Source organism: Acinetobacter sp. SFA, from assembly GCF_001647535.1.
GTDB lineage: Bacteria > Pseudomonadota > Gammaproteobacteria > Pseudomonadales > Moraxellaceae > Acinetobacter > Acinetobacter pecorum.
Genome location: NZ_LSZI01000016.1, coordinates 215,209 through 234,455 on the forward strand (window position 1 = coordinate 215,209; position 19,247 = coordinate 234,455).

General features: G+C 45.1%; 16 protein-coding genes. 9 read left to right on the plus strand and 7 right to left on the minus strand.

Going from position 1 to position 19,247, the window contains the following annotated elements; all coding sequences use genetic code 11:
• Positions 1-351 precede the first annotated feature (351 nt).
• The 6 genes from AY607_RS07800 to AY607_RS07825 all read left to right on the plus strand — a co-directional run bounded on the left by AY607_RS07800 (position 352) and on the right by AY607_RS07825 (position 7,633).
• Positions 352-2,202 (plus strand): putative bifunctional diguanylate cyclase/phosphodiesterase, encoded by a 1,851-nt coding sequence (locus AY607_RS07800; RefSeq protein WP_064102260.1) that lies wholly within the window; start codon positions 352-354, stop codon positions 2,200-2,202.
• Positions 2,203-2,345: 143 nt separating this feature from the next.
• Positions 2,346-3,938 carry a peptide chain release factor 3 gene (locus AY607_RS07805; RefSeq protein WP_064102261.1) on the plus strand — a complete coding sequence of 531 codons (1,593 nt, stop codon included), beginning with the start codon at positions 2,346-2,348 and terminating at the stop codon, positions 3,936-3,938.
• 111 nt (positions 3,939-4,049) lie between these two features.
• Positions 4,050-4,871, plus strand: a complete 822-nt coding sequence (locus AY607_RS07810; protein ID WP_064102262.1) for a hypothetical protein — start codon at positions 4,050-4,052, stop codon at positions 4,869-4,871.
• A 47-nt stretch (positions 4,872-4,918) separates the two neighbouring features.
• The gene (locus AY607_RS07815) at positions 4,919-5,881 is read left to right on the plus strand and encodes an RsiV family protein (protein ID WP_064094803.1); all 963 of its coding nucleotides are present in this window, start codon (positions 4,919-4,921) and stop codon (positions 5,879-5,881) included.
• Entirely contained in the window at positions 5,878-6,699 is an 822-nt protein-coding gene (locus AY607_RS07820; RefSeq protein WP_064094802.1) for a TatD family hydrolase, read from the plus strand. The genes AY607_RS07815 and AY607_RS07820 overlap by 4 nt, the downstream gene beginning before the upstream one ends.
• 127 nt (positions 6,700-6,826) lie before the next feature.
• Positions 6,827-7,633, plus strand: a complete 807-nt coding sequence (locus AY607_RS07825) for an enoyl-ACP reductase (protein WP_064094801.1) — start codon at positions 6,827-6,829, stop codon at positions 7,631-7,633.
• Between the two features lie 235 nt (positions 7,634-7,868).
• Here the strand turns inward: AY607_RS07825 and secB are convergent, their stop codons facing one another.
• From secB to rsgA, 4 genes are all read right to left on the minus strand, one after another.
• A complete protein-coding gene (secB, locus tag AY607_RS07830) occupies positions 7,869-8,327 on the minus strand; it encodes a protein-export chaperone SecB (protein ID WP_064094800.1) in 459 nt (152 codons plus the stop codon).
• 38 nt (positions 8,328-8,365) lie between these two features.
• Positions 8,366-8,620, minus strand: a complete 255-nt coding sequence (gene grxC / locus AY607_RS07835) for a glutaredoxin 3 (RefSeq protein ID WP_004278388.1) — start codon at positions 8,618-8,620, stop codon at positions 8,366-8,368.
• Positions 8,621-8,641: 21 nt separating this feature from the next.
• Positions 8,642-9,049, minus strand: coding sequence for a rhodanese-like domain-containing protein (locus AY607_RS07840; protein ID WP_064094799.1), 408 nt, complete (start codon positions 9,047-9,049; stop codon positions 8,642-8,644).
• Positions 9,050-9,142: 93 nt separating this feature from the next.
• Positions 9,143-10,201, minus strand: coding sequence for a ribosome small subunit-dependent GTPase A (rsgA, locus tag AY607_RS07845; RefSeq protein ID WP_064094798.1), 1,059 nt, complete (start codon positions 10,199-10,201; stop codon positions 9,143-9,145).
• Between the two features lie 124 nt (positions 10,202-10,325).
• Between rsgA and orn the strand changes: the two genes are divergently transcribed.
• The 3 genes from orn (at position 10,326) to AY607_RS07865 (ending at position 14,041) form a co-directional block, all read left to right on the plus strand.
• Positions 10,326-10,883 (plus strand): oligoribonuclease, encoded by a 558-nt coding sequence (gene orn, locus AY607_RS07850; RefSeq protein ID WP_005103209.1) that lies wholly within the window; start codon positions 10,326-10,328, stop codon positions 10,881-10,883.
• Between the two features lie 456 nt (positions 10,884-11,339).
• Positions 11,340-12,110 carry a ThiF family adenylyltransferase gene (locus AY607_RS07860; protein WP_064102264.1) on the plus strand — a complete coding sequence of 257 codons (771 nt, stop codon included), beginning with the start codon at positions 11,340-11,342 and terminating at the stop codon, positions 12,108-12,110.
• A 98-nt stretch (positions 12,111-12,208) separates the two neighbouring features.
• Entirely contained in the window at positions 12,209-14,041 is a 1,833-nt protein-coding gene (locus AY607_RS07865) for a tetratricopeptide repeat protein (RefSeq protein WP_064102265.1), read from the plus strand.
• A gap of 69 nt (positions 14,042-14,110) precedes the next feature.
• Here the strand turns inward: AY607_RS07865 and AY607_RS07870 are convergent, their stop codons facing one another.
• From AY607_RS07870 to AY607_RS07880, 3 genes are read right to left on the minus strand one after another with little or no spacing between them, the layout of a single operon-like run.
• Entirely contained in the window at positions 14,111-15,526 is a 1,416-nt protein-coding gene (locus AY607_RS07870; RefSeq protein WP_064102266.1) for an efflux transporter outer membrane subunit, read from the minus strand.
• Positions 15,527-15,536: 10 nt separating this feature from the next.
• Positions 15,537-17,513 carry a MacB family efflux pump subunit gene (locus AY607_RS07875; RefSeq protein WP_064102267.1) on the minus strand — a complete coding sequence of 659 codons (1,977 nt, stop codon included), beginning with the start codon at positions 17,511-17,513 and terminating at the stop codon, positions 15,537-15,539.
• 2 nt (positions 17,514-17,515) lie between these two features.
• Positions 17,516-18,871 carry a MacA family efflux pump subunit gene (locus tag AY607_RS07880; RefSeq protein WP_064094792.1) on the minus strand — a complete coding sequence of 452 codons (1,356 nt, stop codon included), beginning with the start codon at positions 18,869-18,871 and terminating at the stop codon, positions 17,516-17,518.
• Between the last annotated feature and the right edge of the window lie 376 nt (positions 18,872-19,247).

Consider the following 19,247-nt stretch of genomic DNA (forward strand, 5'->3'; position numbering starts at 1 on the left):
TTAAATTTTGCTATGAAGTGCCATCTATCTAAATAAAAAGAAAAAAATTGTGACGGTGGTCGAATAAATGAGCTAAAAAAATGAAGCTAAATATTTGCTTAAATTTGAAACACTTCTAATATATAAGTCATATTTTATTTTTATGTTGAGTCAGATTTTAGGGGCAATTCTCAACTTCAAAAGAAAGAAATATAAATTCTAAGTTTGAGTTAAGACTGATGCTGTTGCAGATGAATTCACTTGCATTGATGTTCAGCTTGATGATTTTAATAAGTTCAAATTTGACCGGATGAAAATGGAAATACCAGTGCAGAGTATTGTAAAAATGGTCACCGATGGGGAGCATTTTATATGATTGAAATTCAGCATGATATTAGTCTGGTCACCGCTTCCATTTTTTCAGCATTGATTGCTTGTTATCTGATTATCCGGATTAAAAAATTTGCTTCAGGTGCTGCGCAGCCAAACGTTAAAACTTTCAGTTTAATGCTAACGGCTATGCTATTGGGACTATTGATTTGGTTGATCCATTTTATTGGGCTGACAGCAAGTTTTATGCTGCATAAATATGAAATAGATTGGAGGATACTGCTCCTTTCTGTTCTGGTAGTATGCTTTGCCGCTATCTTTACCTTCTGGTTGAGTACACGGAAGACCTGGTCGTTTTTTCGAATAGTTCTTGTCACCGGGATAATCGCGCTTGGTATCTTTGGTATGCATCATATCAGCATGATGGCATTCAACTTTACTGCCAGTAATGTACTACAGTCCCTGCAATTCACCCATGCACAGGATCAGCTTTTTCTGGCCATAATCTTAATGAGCGGGCTGTTACTGCTAACGCTGATTTGTATCGTTGTGTCCGAACTGCGTGTCGGTTCACGCAATCGTCAGCTTGCTTGGGCCAATCAGCAAATTGAAAACCAGACCATTCAGGATAATCTGACCAAATTACCCAACCGTCTATATCTTGCTGAGTATGCAAATAAATTATTTTCTGATCAGCCCCAGCAGCATGAAATTGCTTTTTTATACATTGATCTGGACCGTTTTAAGGCGGTCAATGATGTGTTTGGCCATCTGGTCGGTGACCAGTTGCTGATTCAGTTGACCACACGGATTCATCAGTTATTGGGTCATCACTCCAAGCTGCTCAGAATCGGCGGCGATGAATTTCTGCTGGTACTGGAAAATACCTCTGTTACCAAAGCGGCAAAAATGTCAGAAAAGATTCTCGAGCTGATCCAGGAAAGTTTCCTGATTGAAGGCAAGAGTATTCATATCTCGGGCAGTATCGGCATTGCCATGTATCCGGAACATGGCAAAAATTTACAGGATTTGTTAGTCAATGCCGATGCTGCCATGCTCAGCTCCAAGTATCAGGGGCGCAATACCTATTCGGTGTTTAACTATTCTACCGATCAGGATGAAAGCAAGAGCCAGAGTACCCTGATTAATGATCTGTATAAAGCGGTGGAAGAACAGCAGTTTGTACTGTTCTATCAGCCAAAATTTAGGACCAGGGACCGCAGCTTGTGTGGGGTAGAGGCATTAATCCGCTGGAACCATCCCCAGTTTGGACTGCTCGGCCCGAACCTGTTTATCAATGCAGCTGAAAAAACCGGACTGATTATTCAAATGGGCTATTGGGCATTAGAGCTGGCCTGTCAGCAGATTCAAAAATGGCAAGATACACATACCGAATTTTTCCCTGTTGCGGTTAATTTGTCTGCGGTACAATTTGAGCATAAGCAGCTTTTTAGTACCTTGGAAAAGTTGTTTGCCCAATATAAAATTAGTCCTCGGCATTTAATGATCGAGATTACTGAGTCGACTGCCATGCATCATATTGATGTGAGTATTCGCAGCTTCAAGCGCTTAAGACAAATGGGCATCCGTCTGGCCATTGATGATTTTGGTACGGGTCATTCAAGCTTTCTCTATTTAAAGAATTTAGCCGTTGATGAATTAAAAATTGACCGGGAATTTATCAAAAATCTGGAAGTCGGCTCCAAAGAAGAAATAATTCTGGAAAGTATTATCCAGTTGGCTATGAAACTGGGGTTGGTGGTGACTGCAGAAGGGGTTGAAACTGAAGCGCAAGCGGAAATTTTAACCCGGCTCGGTTGTGAACAGTTACAAGGTTTTTTACTGGGCTTGCCGGTAGATGAACAACGTTTAGAAAATTTACAATTCCATTAATAGCGCTCAAATTGATTGAGCGTCAGGATAGACAATATGGCTCACGGAACTCCACCCTGAAACTCTGCTACAATATCGCCAATTTTTTTCATATTGATCGAATTTGATCTCGAATGCTGTGCATTGAGCAGTAGGTATATTTCATGAGCTTTAAGCAAGAACTGGCGGCACAAGTCGCCCAGCGACGTACGTTCGCTATTATTTCCCACCCCGATGCCGGTAAAACCACCATGACAGAAAAATTGCTGTTATGGGGTCAGGCCATTCAGGTAGCCGGGATGGTAAAAAGCCGTAAATCTGACCGGGCCGCAACATCGGACTGGATGGAAATGGAAAAAGAGCGTGGTATCTCGATCACGACTTCGGTGATGCAATTTCCTTTTAAAGACAAGATGATCAATCTTCTGGATACCCCGGGACATGAGGACTTCTCGGAAGATACCTATCGTACCTTAACCGCAGTAGACTCTGCGCTGATGGTGATTGACGGGGCAAAAGGTGTCGAAGACCGTACCATTAAACTGATGGAAGTGTGTCGGATGCGCGATACCCCGATCATCTCATTCGTCAACAAAATGGACCGTGAAATCCGTGAGCCGCTCGAACTTCTTGATGAAATTGAAAACGTTCTAAAAATTAAATGTGTACCATTAACTTGGCCATTGGGTACAGGTCGTGACTTCGCTGGTGTTTATAACCTGATCGAAGACAAATTTTATGTTTATAAAGCGGGCTTCGGTTCAGTGATTACCGACATTGAGGTACGTGATGGTTATGACTATCCGGATCTTCGCGAGAAAGTCGGTGATCTGGCTTGGGCAGCATTTGAAGAATCGCTGGAACTGGTACAAATGGCCAATGAGCCTTTGGATCGTGAAGAGTTTCTGGCGGGTCGTCAAACACCTGTTCTGTTCGGTACAGCCTTGGGTAACTTTGGTGTCGACCATGTTCTGGATGCTTTCAGCCAATATGCACCACCACCGAAAGCTCATCCGACCCAAGATCGTGTTGTAGAAGCGGATGAAGAAGGTTTTACCGGTTTTGTCTTTAAAATTCAGGCCAATATGGATCCAAAACACCGTGACCGTATTGCTTTCATGCGGATATGTTCAGGCAAGTATGAAAAAGGCCTGAAGATGAAGCATGTGCGTCTGGATAAAGATGTGCGCATCAGCGATGCCTTAACTTTCCTTGCAGGAGACCGTCAGCATCTTGAAGAAGCCTGGCCGGGTGATATTATTGGTCTGCATAACCATGGTACTATCCAGATCGGTGATACATTTACCTCGGGTGAGAAACTTCAGTTTACCGGTATTCCACACTTTGCGCCGGAAATGTTCCGTCGTGTCCGCTTGAAGGATCCATTAAAATCCAAGCAGCTGCAAAAAGGTCTGAAAGAGCTTTCAGAAGAAGGCGCGACTCAGGTATTCATGCCGCAGAATAACAACGATCTGATCGTGGGTGCTGTGGGTGTGCTACAGTTTGAAGTGGTGGCTTACCGTCTGAAAGAAGAATACAAGGTCGACTGTGTTTACGAACCGGTCAACATCAACACAGTACGTTGGGTATCTTGTGATGATGAGAAGAAATTCAACGAATTCAAGAAAAAAGCCCATGACCAGTTGTCTGTCGATGGTGGTGGTCATTTAACTTATCTTGCCCCAAGCCGGGTGAATTTACAGCTGATGCAAGAGCGCTATCCGGATATCGTGTTCCGTAATACACGCGAACACTAAAATTTCAGGGTTCGTAGCCAAAGTCTAAAAATATCAAGCAGCTTCTCCGGAAGCTGTTTTGTTTTATGCTACATTTAAGCAGTTAATAACTCGATAGATATAGTAAAGAGAATGAAGCTCAGTAAGGAAGTCGTCCTCGGTTCTGTGATTGGTTTTAGCCTTGTCCTAAATGGCTGTGATCAAGGTGAAAAAGAATCCCTTACTACTCCAAAAAATGAAAAAATCACTGTAGCGAAGAATGCTGATGTCTTGCCGTATCTGAATATTCAAGAGCAGCCGGCCAAGATTGCCTTACCATTCTGTGAAAATAAAAACTGTATCAATCTGGATATTCAGACCTTAGATACGGTTGATCCATGGATGAACCAATGGATTGAAAAGCAGCAGGCAAAAGTGATTCAGGATCAAATTGGCTTGAAACAGGACATGAATTTACAGCAGGCCATCAATGCCTATGTGAAAAAATCGGATGCTTGGCAAGCTCAGTTCAATTTGAACAAGGCTTATGAACTGTCGCTTTATACCCGTATTCCTTACCAGCGCAATCAGTATGTGCTGATGCAAATCGGGGTGGATTCCAAACAGGAAAATGTCAGCGTGCATGAGCGCTATTATTTTTTTGTGGCCGATCGCCGCCAGCAGAAAATGCTGACCCCACTTGATATTATCGACTCTAAACAGCAGTTGCTGATGGATCAGATTATTCAGCAGGCTTATCAAACCTGGTTAAAAGAAAACAATTCGCAAGTTCAGCAAAAAGCACCAAAAAAACTGTATTGGGGCCAAGCTGACTGGTTCTTTGATCAGGAAGGCATCGGTCTGCATTTTCGCAGTCATGAAATCAGTAAAGACGCCAAGCAACTGGATATTTATTTAACAAAACAACAAACACAACAGGTCTTGAAAGCTGAGATCTATCAGCATATGTTTTAAAGCTGATGATCTTGCAAGATGATTACAGGTTCCGAAAAGGTGAGTGAATGCCAAGATATAAGAATATTTTTTGTCTATCCATACTGGCATCAGCGGTGCTGCTGAGTGCCTGCCAGCCAAAGGGCGATGCCCCAAAAGAGTCGACTGCTCCTGAAGTGGTACAAGCCGAGCCTGAAGTAATTAAACTCACGGGTGAGACCGAAAAACTCAAGCTGACAATTCCGGAATGTGAAGACAAAAGCTGCCCGGAAATCTCGATCGAACGCCTGAACAGTAATCAAAGTTTTATTAATGAATGGATTGATCAGCAGATTCTCCAACAGTTGAAAAGTATCCTGTCTGTAGATGCGATTGAACCGGCAAAAGTGACTGCGGCTAGTGAAGCAGAAACGGCTGCCTCTGAGCCCAAAGCAGCTTTGACAACAGTAGCAACACCAAAACAGCAGCTTGAACAGCAAATTCAGCCCTATATACAGACTTTTTTGAATCTGGATAAAGAACTCAAAGCCCTGAGTGCCAGTCATAGCATCAGCCTGATGATTAAACCCAAGATTCTGAATTCAGGGGATCCCCTTGCGACCGTGGTTCTGAACAGCAGTTATTATCTGGGAGGAGCACATGGGGCATCTGCACAGACTTATTATAACTTTGATCTCGAACAGCAAAAACTGGTCAAGTTGGACGACATTATTGCGGCCAAGCAAAAAACCAAACTCGAAACGCGTGCCTATGAAGCTTTTAAAGACTGGGTGGTAGAATCCAAGCTTGCCAAAGATGTGGCCGAGTATGAACAGGCCTGGAAGTTCAAGCTTAGCGATAATTTTTATCTGGCCCAGCAAGGTCTGGTCTTGCAATATGCCGAATATGAAATTGGACCTTATGTCGCCGGTTTGCCACGTTTGATGATTCCGTATGAGCAGTTACAAGGTGTGCTGAAACAGGAATATTTGCCACACACAGAAAACGCTGCCTCTGAAATAAAGCCAGCACCTGCTGCAAAAGCCAAATGACCTTAAAGCTATTTGATACGCATACCCATTTTGATGTTCCCGATTTCGACCCTGATCGGGAACAGTTGGCCTATGCGGCCAAAACTGCCGGTATTGAGCATCTGGTTTTAATAGGTTTTTTGCAAAACCGTTTTGCCGACCTGCTAAGAACCCACGACTTTATCAATGATCTGGAAAATGCACCGCAAAGTCATTTAGCACCGGGCTTGCATCCGTTTTATATTGAACAGCATCAGATTGCTCATTTGCAGGAGCTGGAACAACTGCTTCATCATGAAGGATGTATTGCTATTGGTGAAATCGGTCTGGATACCTTTTTAAAACAGCACAAACAGGCTGAAATTTTCCAGAAACAAAAAGATTTTTTTGCTGCACAACTGGAACTGGCGCAGCAATTCGATAAGCCGGTTTTGCTGCATATCCGTAAATCACATGCGGAGGTTTTGCAGATGTTAAAACAGCACCGATTTAAACAGGGTGGCATTGCACATGCCTTTGGTGGTGGAATTGAGGAAGCTAAAGCCTTTATCAAGCTGGGATTCAAACTGGGTATTACTGGGCAAATCACCAATCCAAACGCCAAAAAACTGCATCAAGTGGTGCAGTATGTCGGACCAGAACATCTGGTGCTGGAAACCGACTGTCCGGATATGACGCCGCTTTGTTGTCAAAGTTCAAGCGAGCATCGTACTAGAAATACGCCTGCCAATTTACCTTATGTGTTGCAAGGGCTGGCAAAAAGCCTGCATATGCACAAAGAGGAGCTGGCTGAACAGCTCTGGCAAAATACCCATCAGGCCCTGCATTTGACCATTTAAATTAATACTCTTAACTCGGTCTTAAATTCCCAGTTCATCATAAATAGAAAAAAAGGTGCATTATGCAATTTCTAAAATGCTCCAGACTTGGCATCATGCCATATACATTTTTTTAGGTGAGATTCACATGGCACAAGGACTTTTGGCGGGTAAGCGCTTCTTGATTGCGGGCATTGCGAGTAAATTATCGATCGCTTTTGGTATTGCTCAAGCATTGCATCGTGAAGGTGCTGAATTGGCTTTTACTTATCCAAATGAAAAGCTGAAAAAGCGGGTAGATGACTTTGCTGAACAGTTTGGTTCGAAACTGGTTTTTCCTTGTGATGTGGCAGTAGATGCTGAAATTGACAATGCATTTGCTGAATTGTCTAAACACTGGGATGGTCTGGACGGCGTAGTGCATTCTATCGGTTTTGCACCGGCACATACGCTGGATGGCGACTTCACCGAAATCACGGATCGTGAAGGTTTTAATATTGCGCATGACATCAGTGCCTATAGCTTTATCGCAATGGCACGCGCGGCAAAACCTTTGCTGCAAGTCCGTCAAGGTTGTTTGCTGACATTGACTTATCAAGGTTCTGAGCGTGTAATGCCAAACTATAACGTCATGGGTATGGCCAAAGCCTCTTTAGAAGCTGGCGTACGTTATTTGGCGTCTAGCTTGGGTCAGGAAGGGATTCGTGTGAACGCGATCTCTGCGGGTCCAATCCGTACCTTGGCAGCTTCAGGTATTAAATCATTCCGTAAAATGCTCGACCTGAATGAGAAAGTTGCACCATTAAAACGTAATGTGACGATTGAAGATGTCGGTAATGCTGCCTTATTCCTGTGCTCGCCATGGGCCAACGGGATTACGGGTGAAATCCTGTATGTTGATGCCGGCTTTAACACTGTTGGTATGAGCGCTGAATTGATGGCAGATGCGGAATAAAAATCTGCTTTTCACCTTCTCCCTTTGGGAGAAGGTCGGGATGAGGGAATTTTTATTTACCTCTCCCTTACTAGCAGTGCTTGTCATCTTCTAGAAGATGAGAGAATTCCTCCCTTTTTAAAGGGAGGTGAGGAGGGATTGAGTTAAGAAATTAATCTCCCCAAATCTCTCTTTAAAAAGAGGGGCTCAAAAAAAGACCGCATAAGCGGTCTTTTTTAGATTTTAAGGGCAGCGATTAAGCTTGACCATCCACAGCAGCGGCTTGGGCACGTTGCATATTGGCTTCAAATTCAGCATCGAAGTTGATTGGTGTAAGCAGTAACTGTGGGAAACTGCCTTTAGTCACCATATCATTCACTGCCTCACGTAGGAACGGGAACAGGATATTCGGGCAATAAGCACCCAGGATATATGGCAGACGCTCTTCTTCAACGCCATCAATCAGGAAAATACCGGCTTGAGTGACATCAACGATAAACGCGGTATCACCTTCGTTGGTTGCTTGAACCACGACTTTCAACGTCACTTCAAAATGAGTTTCATCAATTTTTTCTGCAGAAGAAGAAAGATTGATGTTTAACTCAGGCTGCCATTGTTTGGTAAAAACTTGCGCCCCAGGAACTTCAAAAGAAATATCTTTGGTATAAATACGCTCTAATGCCAATTGTGGTTGAGCTTGTTGTTCTTCACTCATTTTTTGATCCTTAATATGAAGTGATAATTTTAGTAAGGTTAAGCCAGTAATTCATCAAGTTTGCCTTCACGCTCTAAAGCATAAAGCTGGTCGAAACCACCGATAAACTGATCATTAATAAAAATTTGTGGCACGGTACGGTGATTGGTACGCTGCATCAATTCAAGACGGACTTCTGGTGCTTCCTGAGATAAATTAATCTCTTTATATGCCACACCTTTGCGTTCCAATAGCTGTTTCGCACGTACGCAATAAGGACATACAGTCGTCGAATAAATAGTCACTTCAGCCATGATCAATCTCCTGTTCGTGGATTATTTGCTTTTCACCAAAGGTAAACCTTGAGCTTTCCAGTTGCTGATGCCGCCATCAAGACGGTAGGCATCGGCATGACCGACCTGTTGTAACGCAGTACCAGCCACCTGTCCAAGGTTGCAAATGAACACCAAAGGGCGATCAGATGCTTTAAGCTCTTCAACATGTTTTGTAATCTGGCTATATGGAATATTACGGCTGCCACTGATATGACCTTCACGGAAGTCTTTGGCATCGCGTAAATCAATCAGCATGGCATTTTTTGCTTTGACTAAAATTCCCAGCGATTGCGGAGAGATTTTGCGACCGTTACGTTGGCCTTCGACAATGAAGAACAAAACCACTAATACCGCGAGTGTTCCAAATAAGAAGGGGTGATTCCCCATAAACTCGAACCAACGTTCCACAATTCACCTAATTACAATTTTAAAATTGCCAAGAGTATAGCTCATAAATATGGTGATCAAAATCACCGCTTCAAGGGCGAGGCCTTAAGAAAATTAATTTTTTTGCTGTGCTTCAGTAATTTCGTCGATTAAACGCAAATAGCTGTCCAGTCGGCGCGGCAAAATTTCACCTGCTGCTGCTGCCTGACGTAAGGCACACTGCTTTTCATGTTTATGGGTACAGTTGCGGAACTGGCAGTGACCGAGCAGATTTTCTATTTCAGGAAAACCAGTCTGGATCTTGTCTAAAGTCAGATGCCAGAGACCAAATTCCCGGATTCCCGGTGAGTCGATCAGCGCAGCATTTTCCCCGAATGGAATCAGGCGCGTCGAAGTCGTGGTATGTTGACCCAGTGCCGAGTTTTCAGAAATGATATTGGTCTTTTGTGCAGCATCCGGCACGATCGCATTAATCAGCGTACTTTTACCGACACCCGATTGACCGACAAAGGCCACAGTTTCATTTTTCAGACGATTAGACAGTGCAGTCAGGTCGCCATCGGACTGGGTCTGCATCACTTCATAACCGAGATCCTGATATTCTTGTAACAGATTCAGAATCGGATCGTTTTCTTTCAACAAATCGGCTTTGTTCATTACCAGAAGCGCAGGAATGTCGGCATCGGCACAGGCCACCAGATAACGGTCGATCAGACCCGGCGCCGGCTCAGGCAGAGGAGCGAATACAATCACAATCAGTGAAATGTTGGCCGCAACCGGTTTAACCTTGTGATAGCGGTCGGGGCGTGTCAATAACGATTTGCGGGGATGAATCGCGGTGATAATCCCCAAACCGGTATTTGGATCGGCTTGCCATTTAACCCGGTCACCAGTGACCAGTAAATCCAGATTGGTCCGGGTATGACAGCGCCAGACACTGCCTAGCTCGATTTCTTTCCAGAAAGGTTCAGGTTCGCCCTCTTGTACCACCGGTTTTTCAGAATGAATGTCGGGGGTAGACAAGGCCTGCACTTCAAGTTGACGACCATAATGTTGCACCACTAGACCTTCGAGATCGCTGGAGGTATCGAGATCTTCTTGACGTGTTTTCTGTTGTTTCTGAATGCGGCGCTGTTGTTGCTCTGTCAGACGACGCTTACGTATTAAGGCCATTCATATCCTAAAAAACCGGGTAAATCAGATGGCAAAAATAGCATGAAGCAGCCCCCGAATGACACCCAAGATGTAATTAATTTGCTACTATAGTTGTTTTTAAACCCAATAAGATTGCACATTTATGAGCAGTACCGCTGATACCCGCCTGATTTGGATTGACCTGGAAATGACAGGTCTAGACACAGACAATGACCAAATTATTGAAATTGCGACGATTGTAACCGATGACAATTTAAATATTCTGGCTGAAGGTCCTGTGCTTGCGGTGCATCAGCCTGCCCGTCTGTTAAATGCGATGGATGAATGGAATACCCGTCAACATGGTCAGTCTGGCCTGATTGAACGTGTGCGTCGCAGTAAACTGACCGCTCAGGATGCCGAGCAGCAAACGCTTGAATTTCTGAAAAAATGGGTGAATCCAAAATCATCACCAATGTGTGGTAACTCGATCTGTCAGGATCGTCGTTTCCTGCACCGCCTGATGCCTGAACTGGAACAGTATTTCCATTACCGTAATTTGGATGTTTCTTCAGTGAAAGAACTGGCCAAACGCTGGCGCCCGGAAATCATGAGTGGCCTCAAGAAAAATGCCTCGCATCTGGCGATGGATGACATTCGTGATTCAATTGCTGAACTGAAATACTATCGTGAATATTTTTTCATCATGAATAAAGACTAATTCCGATAGATGAAAAAGAGGCGTAAGCCTCTTTTTTTATGGTGCTGAGGCTTTTTTCTTTTTAAAAAGACCCTCTATGATTTCAAATATGGCCCACGATACAAGCACCAAAATCAAATGGGTCTGGGTTTCATAATGATCCAGGATTACAAAGCCAAACAAGCCTAAAGTCAGCAAACGAATAAAAATACTCAGCCCATAGTTTTTCTGCTTTTGGCTGCTGTAAAAATATAAATGTAACGCAATCAGTATAAAGTTAAGAGTCAAAAGAGCATTGATGAGCACAGGGTTTGACTCCTTATTTAAAATTATGTGTATAAATTTTATTCAATTATAAGGTGTTCCTGAATTTATCTTTCTGATTTTCCTGATGGATTTTGTATCGAAATTTTAGGAGCAGTAAAACAATGCTGACTTTGCTAAAATAAACCGTGATTTAACTGCTATTGATGACTTATGACTGATCTGCTTCAAGACGATGAATATGAGCGCCGCTTTGCCGGTGTTGCCAAAATTTATGGAGAAGCCAGCTTTAGCCATTATGAAAAAAGTCATGTGATGGTGATCGGTATCGGCGGTGTCGGTTCATGGGCAGTAGAAGCTCTGGCACGTAGCGGAATTGGCGAACTGACCTTGGTCGATATGGATGTCGTCGCAGCATCAAATATCAACCGCCAGTTACCTGCCATGAGTACCACCTTGGGTCATGAAAAAATTGAAGTTATGGCCGAGCGGTGTCGTGCAATTAATCCACGGATTAAAATCAATCTGATTGATGATTATCTGACGCCTGAGAATATCAAAGAAATTTTAGCTCCGACACCGGATCTCATTTTAGATTGCATTGATGATGTCAAAGCCAAATTCGCCTTGATGTTACATTGTCGCTTTAACAAGATTCCGTTAATCGTATCGGGCGGGGCAGGGGGTAAACTGGATCCATTGAAAATTCGTGTTGCAGATTTATCTAAAACTGAACAGGACCCGATGCTGGCCAAATTGCGTGCCCAGTTACGTGCTAAAGGCATCTGTAAAAAGCCCAAAGAAAAATTCGGCATTATCTGTGTCTATTCAATTGATAATCCATTCTCAAGTGCTGATGTCTGTGCCAGTGCCGGTTTGCGATGTGGGGGGTATGGGTCGGCTGTGGTGGTGACCTCCAGTTTTGCCATGGTCGCCGTCGCAGAAGGCTTGAAAAAGCTCGATAGTAAAAGAGCAAAATCCTGATTTGAAAAATAAAAAGCACAGTATCTGTGCTTTTTTTTAAGTGACGTTTAGAATGAAAGGATTCATTCACAGAACAAAAATAATGTTTTGGAGCAGCTATGTGGTTTTTGCTGGTACTGATTTTGGGGACAGGAGCTTTAGCGATCTGGATGTGGAAACGTCCGGATCCGGTGAAACGTGATCAGGCCAAAGCCGAGTATCATGATTTATGGATTGAGCAGGTTGATGCGCAGCTTAAACATGCAGCACGATTGAGTTCAGATCCGGAGCATCCGAATTATGAACGTGCCTATCAGATTTATCAGGGACTGGCCCAGCAACAGGAAATCCCACAGGCTTATGTGGGCCTGGGACTGATGCATCTGCAGGGTTTGGGACATGAGCAAAATACTGAAAAAGCCATCAGCTACCTGGACAAAGCCTTTCGCCTAGGCAGTGATGAAGCAGCTTATCATCTGGGTCAAATTCATGAAGGAGAGGCGTATCAGCAGGCTGACCCGGAAAAAGCCCTGTACTGGTACCGTCATGCGGTAGCACGGGGTAATCTGGATGCCCAGTATCGTATCACTGAACTTTCTTCTGCCGAAGTCCATCAAAACGAGATGATTGCAGAAAAACAGCGTCTGGCATTATTCATTCAAAATGCCGGGCAGGGTCATGCCAATTCGCAGTATCAGCTGGCCCAGTATTATCTGGCTGATTCTGCAGCCCAAGATTTAGTGCAAGGAATACATTATCTGTTTCTGGCGGCTCGGCAGGATCATTTGGCTGCCAATCAGCAGATCGCCGATGATTATGCGCATGGACAGATTCTCCCCCAAGACTTGACGCAATCGCTGCAATTTATTAAACGCTGTATCAGTCTCGGTGACCAGAAAGGTCTCTATGATTATTATGCCGGTGTGTTGCAAGGCCGTATCGATACCGACCAGCGTCAGCGCGTGTTTCAGCATTTATTGCAGCAGTCCAAAGATCACGCCGATGCACACGCCAAGGCTTTAATCGGGCTGGCCTATTTTCATGGCTGGTATGTCGATAAAAATGAAACCATGGCATTTCGTTACTGGTCGGAAGCGGCCAACAGCAAACATGTGCCTGCCTTATGCATAATTGCTGCGCTGTATTTTGAGCAGCATCTGGTTGCCAACGAACCGCAAAAAGCATTTGAGTTATATCAGGCTGCCTATCGGCTTAGTCCTAACGATGTGTCTGCACAGATGGGGATGGCGCTGTGTTATTTAAATGGTATTGGTACGGCGAAAGATACGGGTAAAGCCACACAAATGATTCAGAGCGCGGCACAGCAGTATTGGCAGATTGTGGCTCAGTCTGAAGCGGATTTAATTTATAGCGTCGGCCGGTTTTATAGTCTGGCTGAATATCCATTGTCGACACGTGATAAAGCTGTCCAGTACCTGAATCAGGCAGTTGCGAAAGGTTCGAAAGAAGCGGCATGGTTCCTGTACCAAGCTCTCTCAGGTATTTATCCTGTGTTTAGCAATAATGCAGAGCTGGCCAATCGTTATCTGCATCAGGCTGCACAATTGGGGCATGCCCAGGCACAAGCAGAAGTGGGCTTGAAGTATCTTAAAGGGCAACAGATTGCGCAGGATATTGCCTTAGGCTTGAGCTATCTGCGAAAAGCAGCTGCTCAGCAGAATGGTGTGGCACTAAATGCTTTGGGCGAAGCATATGAGCAGGGTCAAGGAGTTGAGAGTAATATTGAACAAGCCGTACAGTATTATCAGCAGGCGGCAGCGCAGGTGAATGTGGATGCTTATAGCCATCTTGGACGTTTATATACCAAGGGCATTGGCGTGGAGCGTGATATCGGAACCGCACGAGACTGGCTGGAAAAAGGCAGTTTACTCGGACATGAGCGATCCAATGAATTATTGAAAAATGTGAATGCTTATTTGCAAATGCAATAATTTTCCTCGAATCACACGCACTAAAAAACCGCTGTTGGACAGCGGTTTTTTTTATGATTCAGGTTGGATTCAAGGCAATTCCCGGAGGGGGCTACCACCCAATGCCTGCATTAAAGTTACATAGGCATTGTACTGGTTTTGTCTGGTTTGCACCAAAGCCAGCCGGGCATTTCGTGTGGTCTCCTGTGCATCCAGCAGGTTTTTCAAAGCTATAGCTCCATTACGATAACGCACTTCAGTCAGACGTTCTGTACGTTCAGCCAGTTCAACATTGCGTTGCTGTAATGCGACCTGTTTGGTTAGCTCAGTACGGTTCGACAGGGCGTTTTCGACATCAGCAAAAGCCTGATATATAGTCTGACGATACTGGATAATGGCTTTTTCATATTCCAGTTCATTCACCTGTAAATCACGCTTCATGTCATTCCATTGCAGGAAAGGCAAGCTCAGACCGGCACCTAAAGTCGCAACCGGATTTTTTAATGCATCTGACAATGAGGTGCTGCTGCCCACACCGGTACTCAAACTGCCGGTCAGGCTAATAGACGGATAATAACTGGCTTTATTGGCATCCTTGTTGGCCAAAGCCCTGCGTAAACGCAGTTCGGTTGCTCTCAGGTCAGGACGACGTGCCAGCAGGCTTGCCGGCAAGCCGGCTTCAATCGCAGGCAAGGCAATGTTGGGTAAACGTTGTGGTTCCTGAAGAGAGAGTTGCTGCACCGGTATATTCAGCAGTACCGCAAGTGCTGTACGCGTTTCTACCCGTTGCTGCGCTATCTGGCTCAAGGTTGCCTGCTGGCTTTGAATGGCCTGTTCGGCTTGGGTCAGATCAAGACCGGATACTGCACCGGCACGATACTGGACATTCACCAGATCATAAGTACGCTGTGCAGTCGCCAGATTTTGTTGCACCACACTATAACGCTCATTCAGATAGGCCAGTTGCCAATAGAGTTGCGCTGTGGTGCCGATCAGGCTTTGTGCGGTTGCCTGCAAGTCTTCCTCAGAGGCCAGGGCTTCCCAGCGAGCGGCTTCGGTCTGGTTGGCCAGTTTGCCAAACAGATCCAGTTCATAGCTTAGACCTGGATAATTAATCCCAAAACCTGATGAACTATCACCATCTTCTAAATCAAAACTTCTACGTGTTGTCAGTCCGGCATCGCCAATACGGACCCCTTGCTGGCTTTGCGTTTGTCGGGCCTGAATCCGGGCCTGCTGCAAGTTAATCCCGGCCACGGCCAGGTCACTATTGGCTGCCAGAACTTCATTCACCAGATTATTCAATTGTGAATCTCTAAATAAAGTCCACCACTGATCTGTCAGGATATCGGCATGGATTTGCCGGCTTAAAGCCTGGCTATTTTGAAAATTGTTAGGCACCTGAAGAGCAGGTGGCTCATAGGGTGTTTTTACCACTGCGGCACAACCGACCAGCGAGCTTCCCAGCAACAAGGCACTGGCAAGCTTGGTTAAATTCATTTGCATATCAGATTCCTTATTCGCGAGAGAGGGCATCGACTGGGTTCAGACGAGCGGCATTACGTGCCGGTATAAAGCCAAACACAATCCCGATCAAGCTTGAGCAGACAAAAGCGGCTATGATCGAAGTGGTTGAATATGCCATCTGGAATGTGCTACCAGCAAAATGGGTGATCAGTTGGCCAATCCCGAGGGAGAGCAGCACACCTAAAATGCCGCCTAAAATACATACCAGTACTGCTTCAATCAGGAACTGTTGCAGAATGTCACTTTGACGTGCACCCACCGCCATCCGTACACCGATTTCCTGAGTACGTTCAGTCACTGAGACCAGCATGATGTTCATGACCCCGATCCCGCCGACGACCAGTGAAATCACTGCAATCGCTGAAATCAAAAGGGTCATGGTTGCTGTGGTTTGCTGAATGGTTTCACGGATACTGTCGGCATTCTGGGTAAATACATCCTGCGCACCATGGCGCTGTACCAGCAGATTCAGAATGGCATTCTCCGCTGCTGCACTTGGGTATTCATCCTTAATCCGTACAATGATACTGCGTACATTGGATTGTCCCAGCATACGGCTCATTACGGTGGAATACGGCAAATACACATTCAGGCTGTCATTATTGCCCATCATGCCTTTTTGCGCGTCGATCACACCGATAATCCGGCTCGGGACACTGCCTAGTAAAAGCACCTGTCCTACCGGATTGGTACCATCCTTAAAAAAGGTATTTTTGGTATTGGTGTCAATCACCACGTCTTGTGCCTGTTGCGTGACACTGTTGCGGTCAAAGGGCTGACCAGACTGGAAGGTCATGCCACGTACATAGAAGAAATCTTCACTCACCCCATTTACCGTGGTTGAGGCTTCAATTTCTTTATAACGTCCGGTGACACTGCTATTTACCGACGGACTGACACCATCAACATACGGCTGTTCGGCCAGCGCATCGGCATCGGCTGGAATTAGGGTTTTGGCTTGTGAGGAGCGGGAATTATCTCCAAAGCCTCGGCCCTGAAATACGGTAATGGTGTTGGTTCCCAGACTGCTGATATTTTCCAGAATCTGCTTTTGTGAACCATTGCCCAGTGCGACGACTGAGACTACCGAAGCAATACCGATAATAATCCCGAGCATGGTCAGGAAAGTCCGCATCCGGTGCGCATTCATGGCCAGCAAGGCCATACGGAAGGCTTCACCCAGACGGTCAACCGCGGAACGCCATGAAGAAATCTTCTTTTTTTCATTCCGGATCAGCGGCTGTTTTTCCAGCTCGTCTTCGACTTCAGGAACATTCGGCTGATCGGAAATGATATTTCCGTCCGAAATTTCAATGATTCGTGTCGCGTTTTTTGCCACATTATGGTCATGCGTGACCAGAATAATGGTATGACCCTTGGCATTCAGTTCACGCAGAATCCGCATTACCTCTATACCGCTATTCTTGTCCAAAGCCCCTGTCGGTTCATCGGCCAGAATCACGTCACCACCATTCATCAGCGCACGGGCAATCGAGACACGTTGCTGCTGACCACCTGACAGTTGGCTCGGACGGTTCTGGGTTTTTTCACCCAGACCCAAATCGGTCAGAATCTTGACCGCACGCTCACGGCGTTCCGATGAATCCTCACCGGCATAAATCGCGGGGACTTCGACATTGCCGGCTGCACTTAAGTCACCGAGCAGGTGATAACGCTGGAAAATAAAGCCAAAATATTCACGGCGTAATTGTGCCAGTTCATCCGCTTCCAGTTCCCGGGTTTCACGACCTTTGACCTTATAGCTGCCAGTGGTTGGTTTATCCAGACAACCCAGAATATTCATCAGGGTCGATTTACCCGAACCGGACTGGCCGACAATCGCCACCAGCTCACCCGGATAAATTTCCAGATTGACCCCTTTTAAAATCTGAACCGTGCTTTCACCCGCAGGGAATTCACGTACCAGATTTTTCACCTCCAGAAGAGGCTGTTGTTGTGAATTCATGCTTACATTCTCATTGGGCCACGGCTATTGCCACCGCGTTTTGCTGCATCATTGGAAGTGTCGGAACCATCTGCAATCACCACCTGATCGCCGCGTTTCAGGCCTTTAATCACTTGCGCTGTCACACGGTTATTTAGTCCGATCAGTACAGGGGTTGGTTTTGCAGTACCATCGGCTTGCAACACACGAACCATGCCACGCTGTGCTTTACCTTGTTCAATCAGGGCACGTTCAGCATCGGAAAGCACCAAACGGGCAGGGCGATCACCTGCAGCTCGTTCATCACCACGGGCTTGATTCTGAGCTTCGTTAGGTCCAGATGGGGCACCGGCACCGCGAGATCCTTCACCACGATTTGGACGTTGTGGACGGTTTGAACTTTGAATGGCAGCAGCTGGAATAGTCAGCACATTCCGTGCCTCATCCAGAATGATATAGACCTGCGCTGTCATATCAATACGCAGCTTGCCATCTTCATTGGGTACATCAAACAGGGCGTTATAGTACACCGCAGAGCCTGAAGTTGAGCTTGAGGTATTGTTATCGGTATTTATTGAATTTGGTGCAGGCTCAACCTGACGCAGTTTGGCGTAAATCTTTTTGTCAGTATTGCCCAAAGTTGTGAAATAAACAGTTTGGCCTTTATGGACTTTCATTACATCTGCTTCAGAAATTTCAGCTTTGATGGTCATGGTGTCGAGTTGGGCCAGTTTGACTATAGTCGGTGCACTCTGGTTGGCATTCACGGTTTGACCTTCTTCGGTCACAATCGCCACGATAGTACCATCCATCGGTGCCACAATCTGGGTGTAGCCGAGGTCTTCCTTGGCAGTGGCTAAAGTCAAACGCGACTGTTCAATCTGCGCATTAATAGCAGTGATATCCGCCTGGGCAGTTTTATAGTTTGCCAGTGCAGATTCCAGTTCAGAGCGTGAAGTCGCATCTTGTGCATACATGGCCTGCTGACGCTTATACTCAGCTTCAACTTTGGCCAGATTGGCCTGTCTGACCGCCAGTTGAGCCATCTGATTTTTAATGCTGGCTTCAGCCGTTTTTAACTCATTTTCCTGACGGACAGAATCAATCTGGGCAATCAGCTGACCTTGCTTGACCTGATCTCCGAGTTGCACATACATTTTCTTGACCTGACCAGAAACCTGGGCGCCGACACTGACCATTTTTGTGGCTTCTAAAATACCGGTTGCCAGTACAGAGCTTTCAATGTCTCCTACAGTCACCTCAGCGGTAATATATTGCGGAGGCTGTTCTTTGGGTTTGAGGAAATACCAGCCTGCAGCGATTAACGCAATGGCAATCACGGCGACCATAATCAATTTCGTCGGTTTTATTTTTGGCATGATCAATATAGTTTCAAAATCAGATAATTGTGAACAATTATAAGAGTGAAATTAGGATAAATCGTGTATTTTTTTAATTTATAATGAGAATTGTTTTCTATTGTCGGGCTAAAAAACAACATGGCATAAAGTCTGATTTTATATAAAAGATTCATTCAGCTGTTCATGCTGGCATAGCTAAATTTGATGAATTTTGAGATAGAAGAAGTAATTTATAGTATTAGTCACATGACTGTTTAATTAAATAGTCACTGTTTTGAGCGGTATTCCTGAAATCTGGTTTCTGTTTAAAACTCTACAACGAATAACGATAAAAATTTCCCCTAAAGCCAAAAAAGTTATAGAAAGATTTAGTGATATCTGCTGTAAAAATAAT

What these genes read in the sequence shown, in the direction of transcription:
- AY607_RS07810 (WP_064102262.1), top strand. Translation starts at nt 4,050, where the DNA reads ATGAAGCTCAGTAAGGAAGTCGTCCTCGGTTCTGTGATTGGTTTTAGC.
- AY607_RS07880 (WP_064094792.1), bottom strand. Translation starts at nt 18,871, where the DNA reads ATGCCAAAAATAAAACCGACGAAATTGATTATGGTCGCCGTGATTGCC.
- AY607_RS07800 (WP_064102260.1), top strand. Translation starts at nt 352, where the DNA reads ATGATTGAAATTCAGCATGATATTAGTCTGGTCACCGCTTCCATTTTT.
- rsgA (WP_064094798.1), bottom strand. Translation starts at nt 10,201, where the DNA reads ATGGCCTTAATACGTAAGCGTCGTCTGACAGAGCAACAACAGCGCCGC.
- AY607_RS07865 (WP_064102265.1), top strand. Translation starts at nt 12,209, where the DNA reads ATGTGGTTTTTGCTGGTACTGATTTTGGGGACAGGAGCTTTAGCGATC.
- AY607_RS07815 (WP_064094803.1), top strand. Translation starts at nt 4,919, where the DNA reads ATGCCAAGATATAAGAATATTTTTTGTCTATCCATACTGGCATCAGCG.
- AY607_RS07825 (WP_064094801.1), top strand. Translation starts at nt 6,827, where the DNA reads ATGGCACAAGGACTTTTGGCGGGTAAGCGCTTCTTGATTGCGGGCATT.
- grxC (WP_004278388.1), bottom strand. Translation starts at nt 8,620, where the DNA reads ATGGCTGAAGTGACTATTTATTCGACGACTGTATGTCCTTATTGCGTA.
- AY607_RS07875 (WP_064102267.1), bottom strand. Translation starts at nt 17,513, where the DNA reads ATGAATTCACAACAACAGCCTCTTCTGGAGGTGAAAAATCTGGTACGT.
- AY607_RS07805 (WP_064102261.1), top strand. Translation starts at nt 2,346, where the DNA reads ATGAGCTTTAAGCAAGAACTGGCGGCACAAGTCGCCCAGCGACGTACG.
- AY607_RS07820 (WP_064094802.1), top strand. Translation starts at nt 5,878, where the DNA reads ATGACCTTAAAGCTATTTGATACGCATACCCATTTTGATGTTCCCGAT.
- AY607_RS07870 (WP_064102266.1), bottom strand. Translation starts at nt 15,526, where the DNA reads ATGCAAATGAATTTAACCAAGCTTGCCAGTGCCTTGTTGCTGGGAAGC.
- secB (WP_064094800.1), bottom strand. Translation starts at nt 8,327, where the DNA reads ATGAGTGAAGAACAACAAGCTCAACCACAATTGGCATTAGAGCGTATT.
- AY607_RS07860 (WP_064102264.1), top strand. Translation starts at nt 11,340, where the DNA reads ATGACTGATCTGCTTCAAGACGATGAATATGAGCGCCGCTTTGCCGGT.
- orn (WP_005103209.1), top strand. Translation starts at nt 10,326, where the DNA reads ATGAGCAGTACCGCTGATACCCGCCTGATTTGGATTGACCTGGAAATG.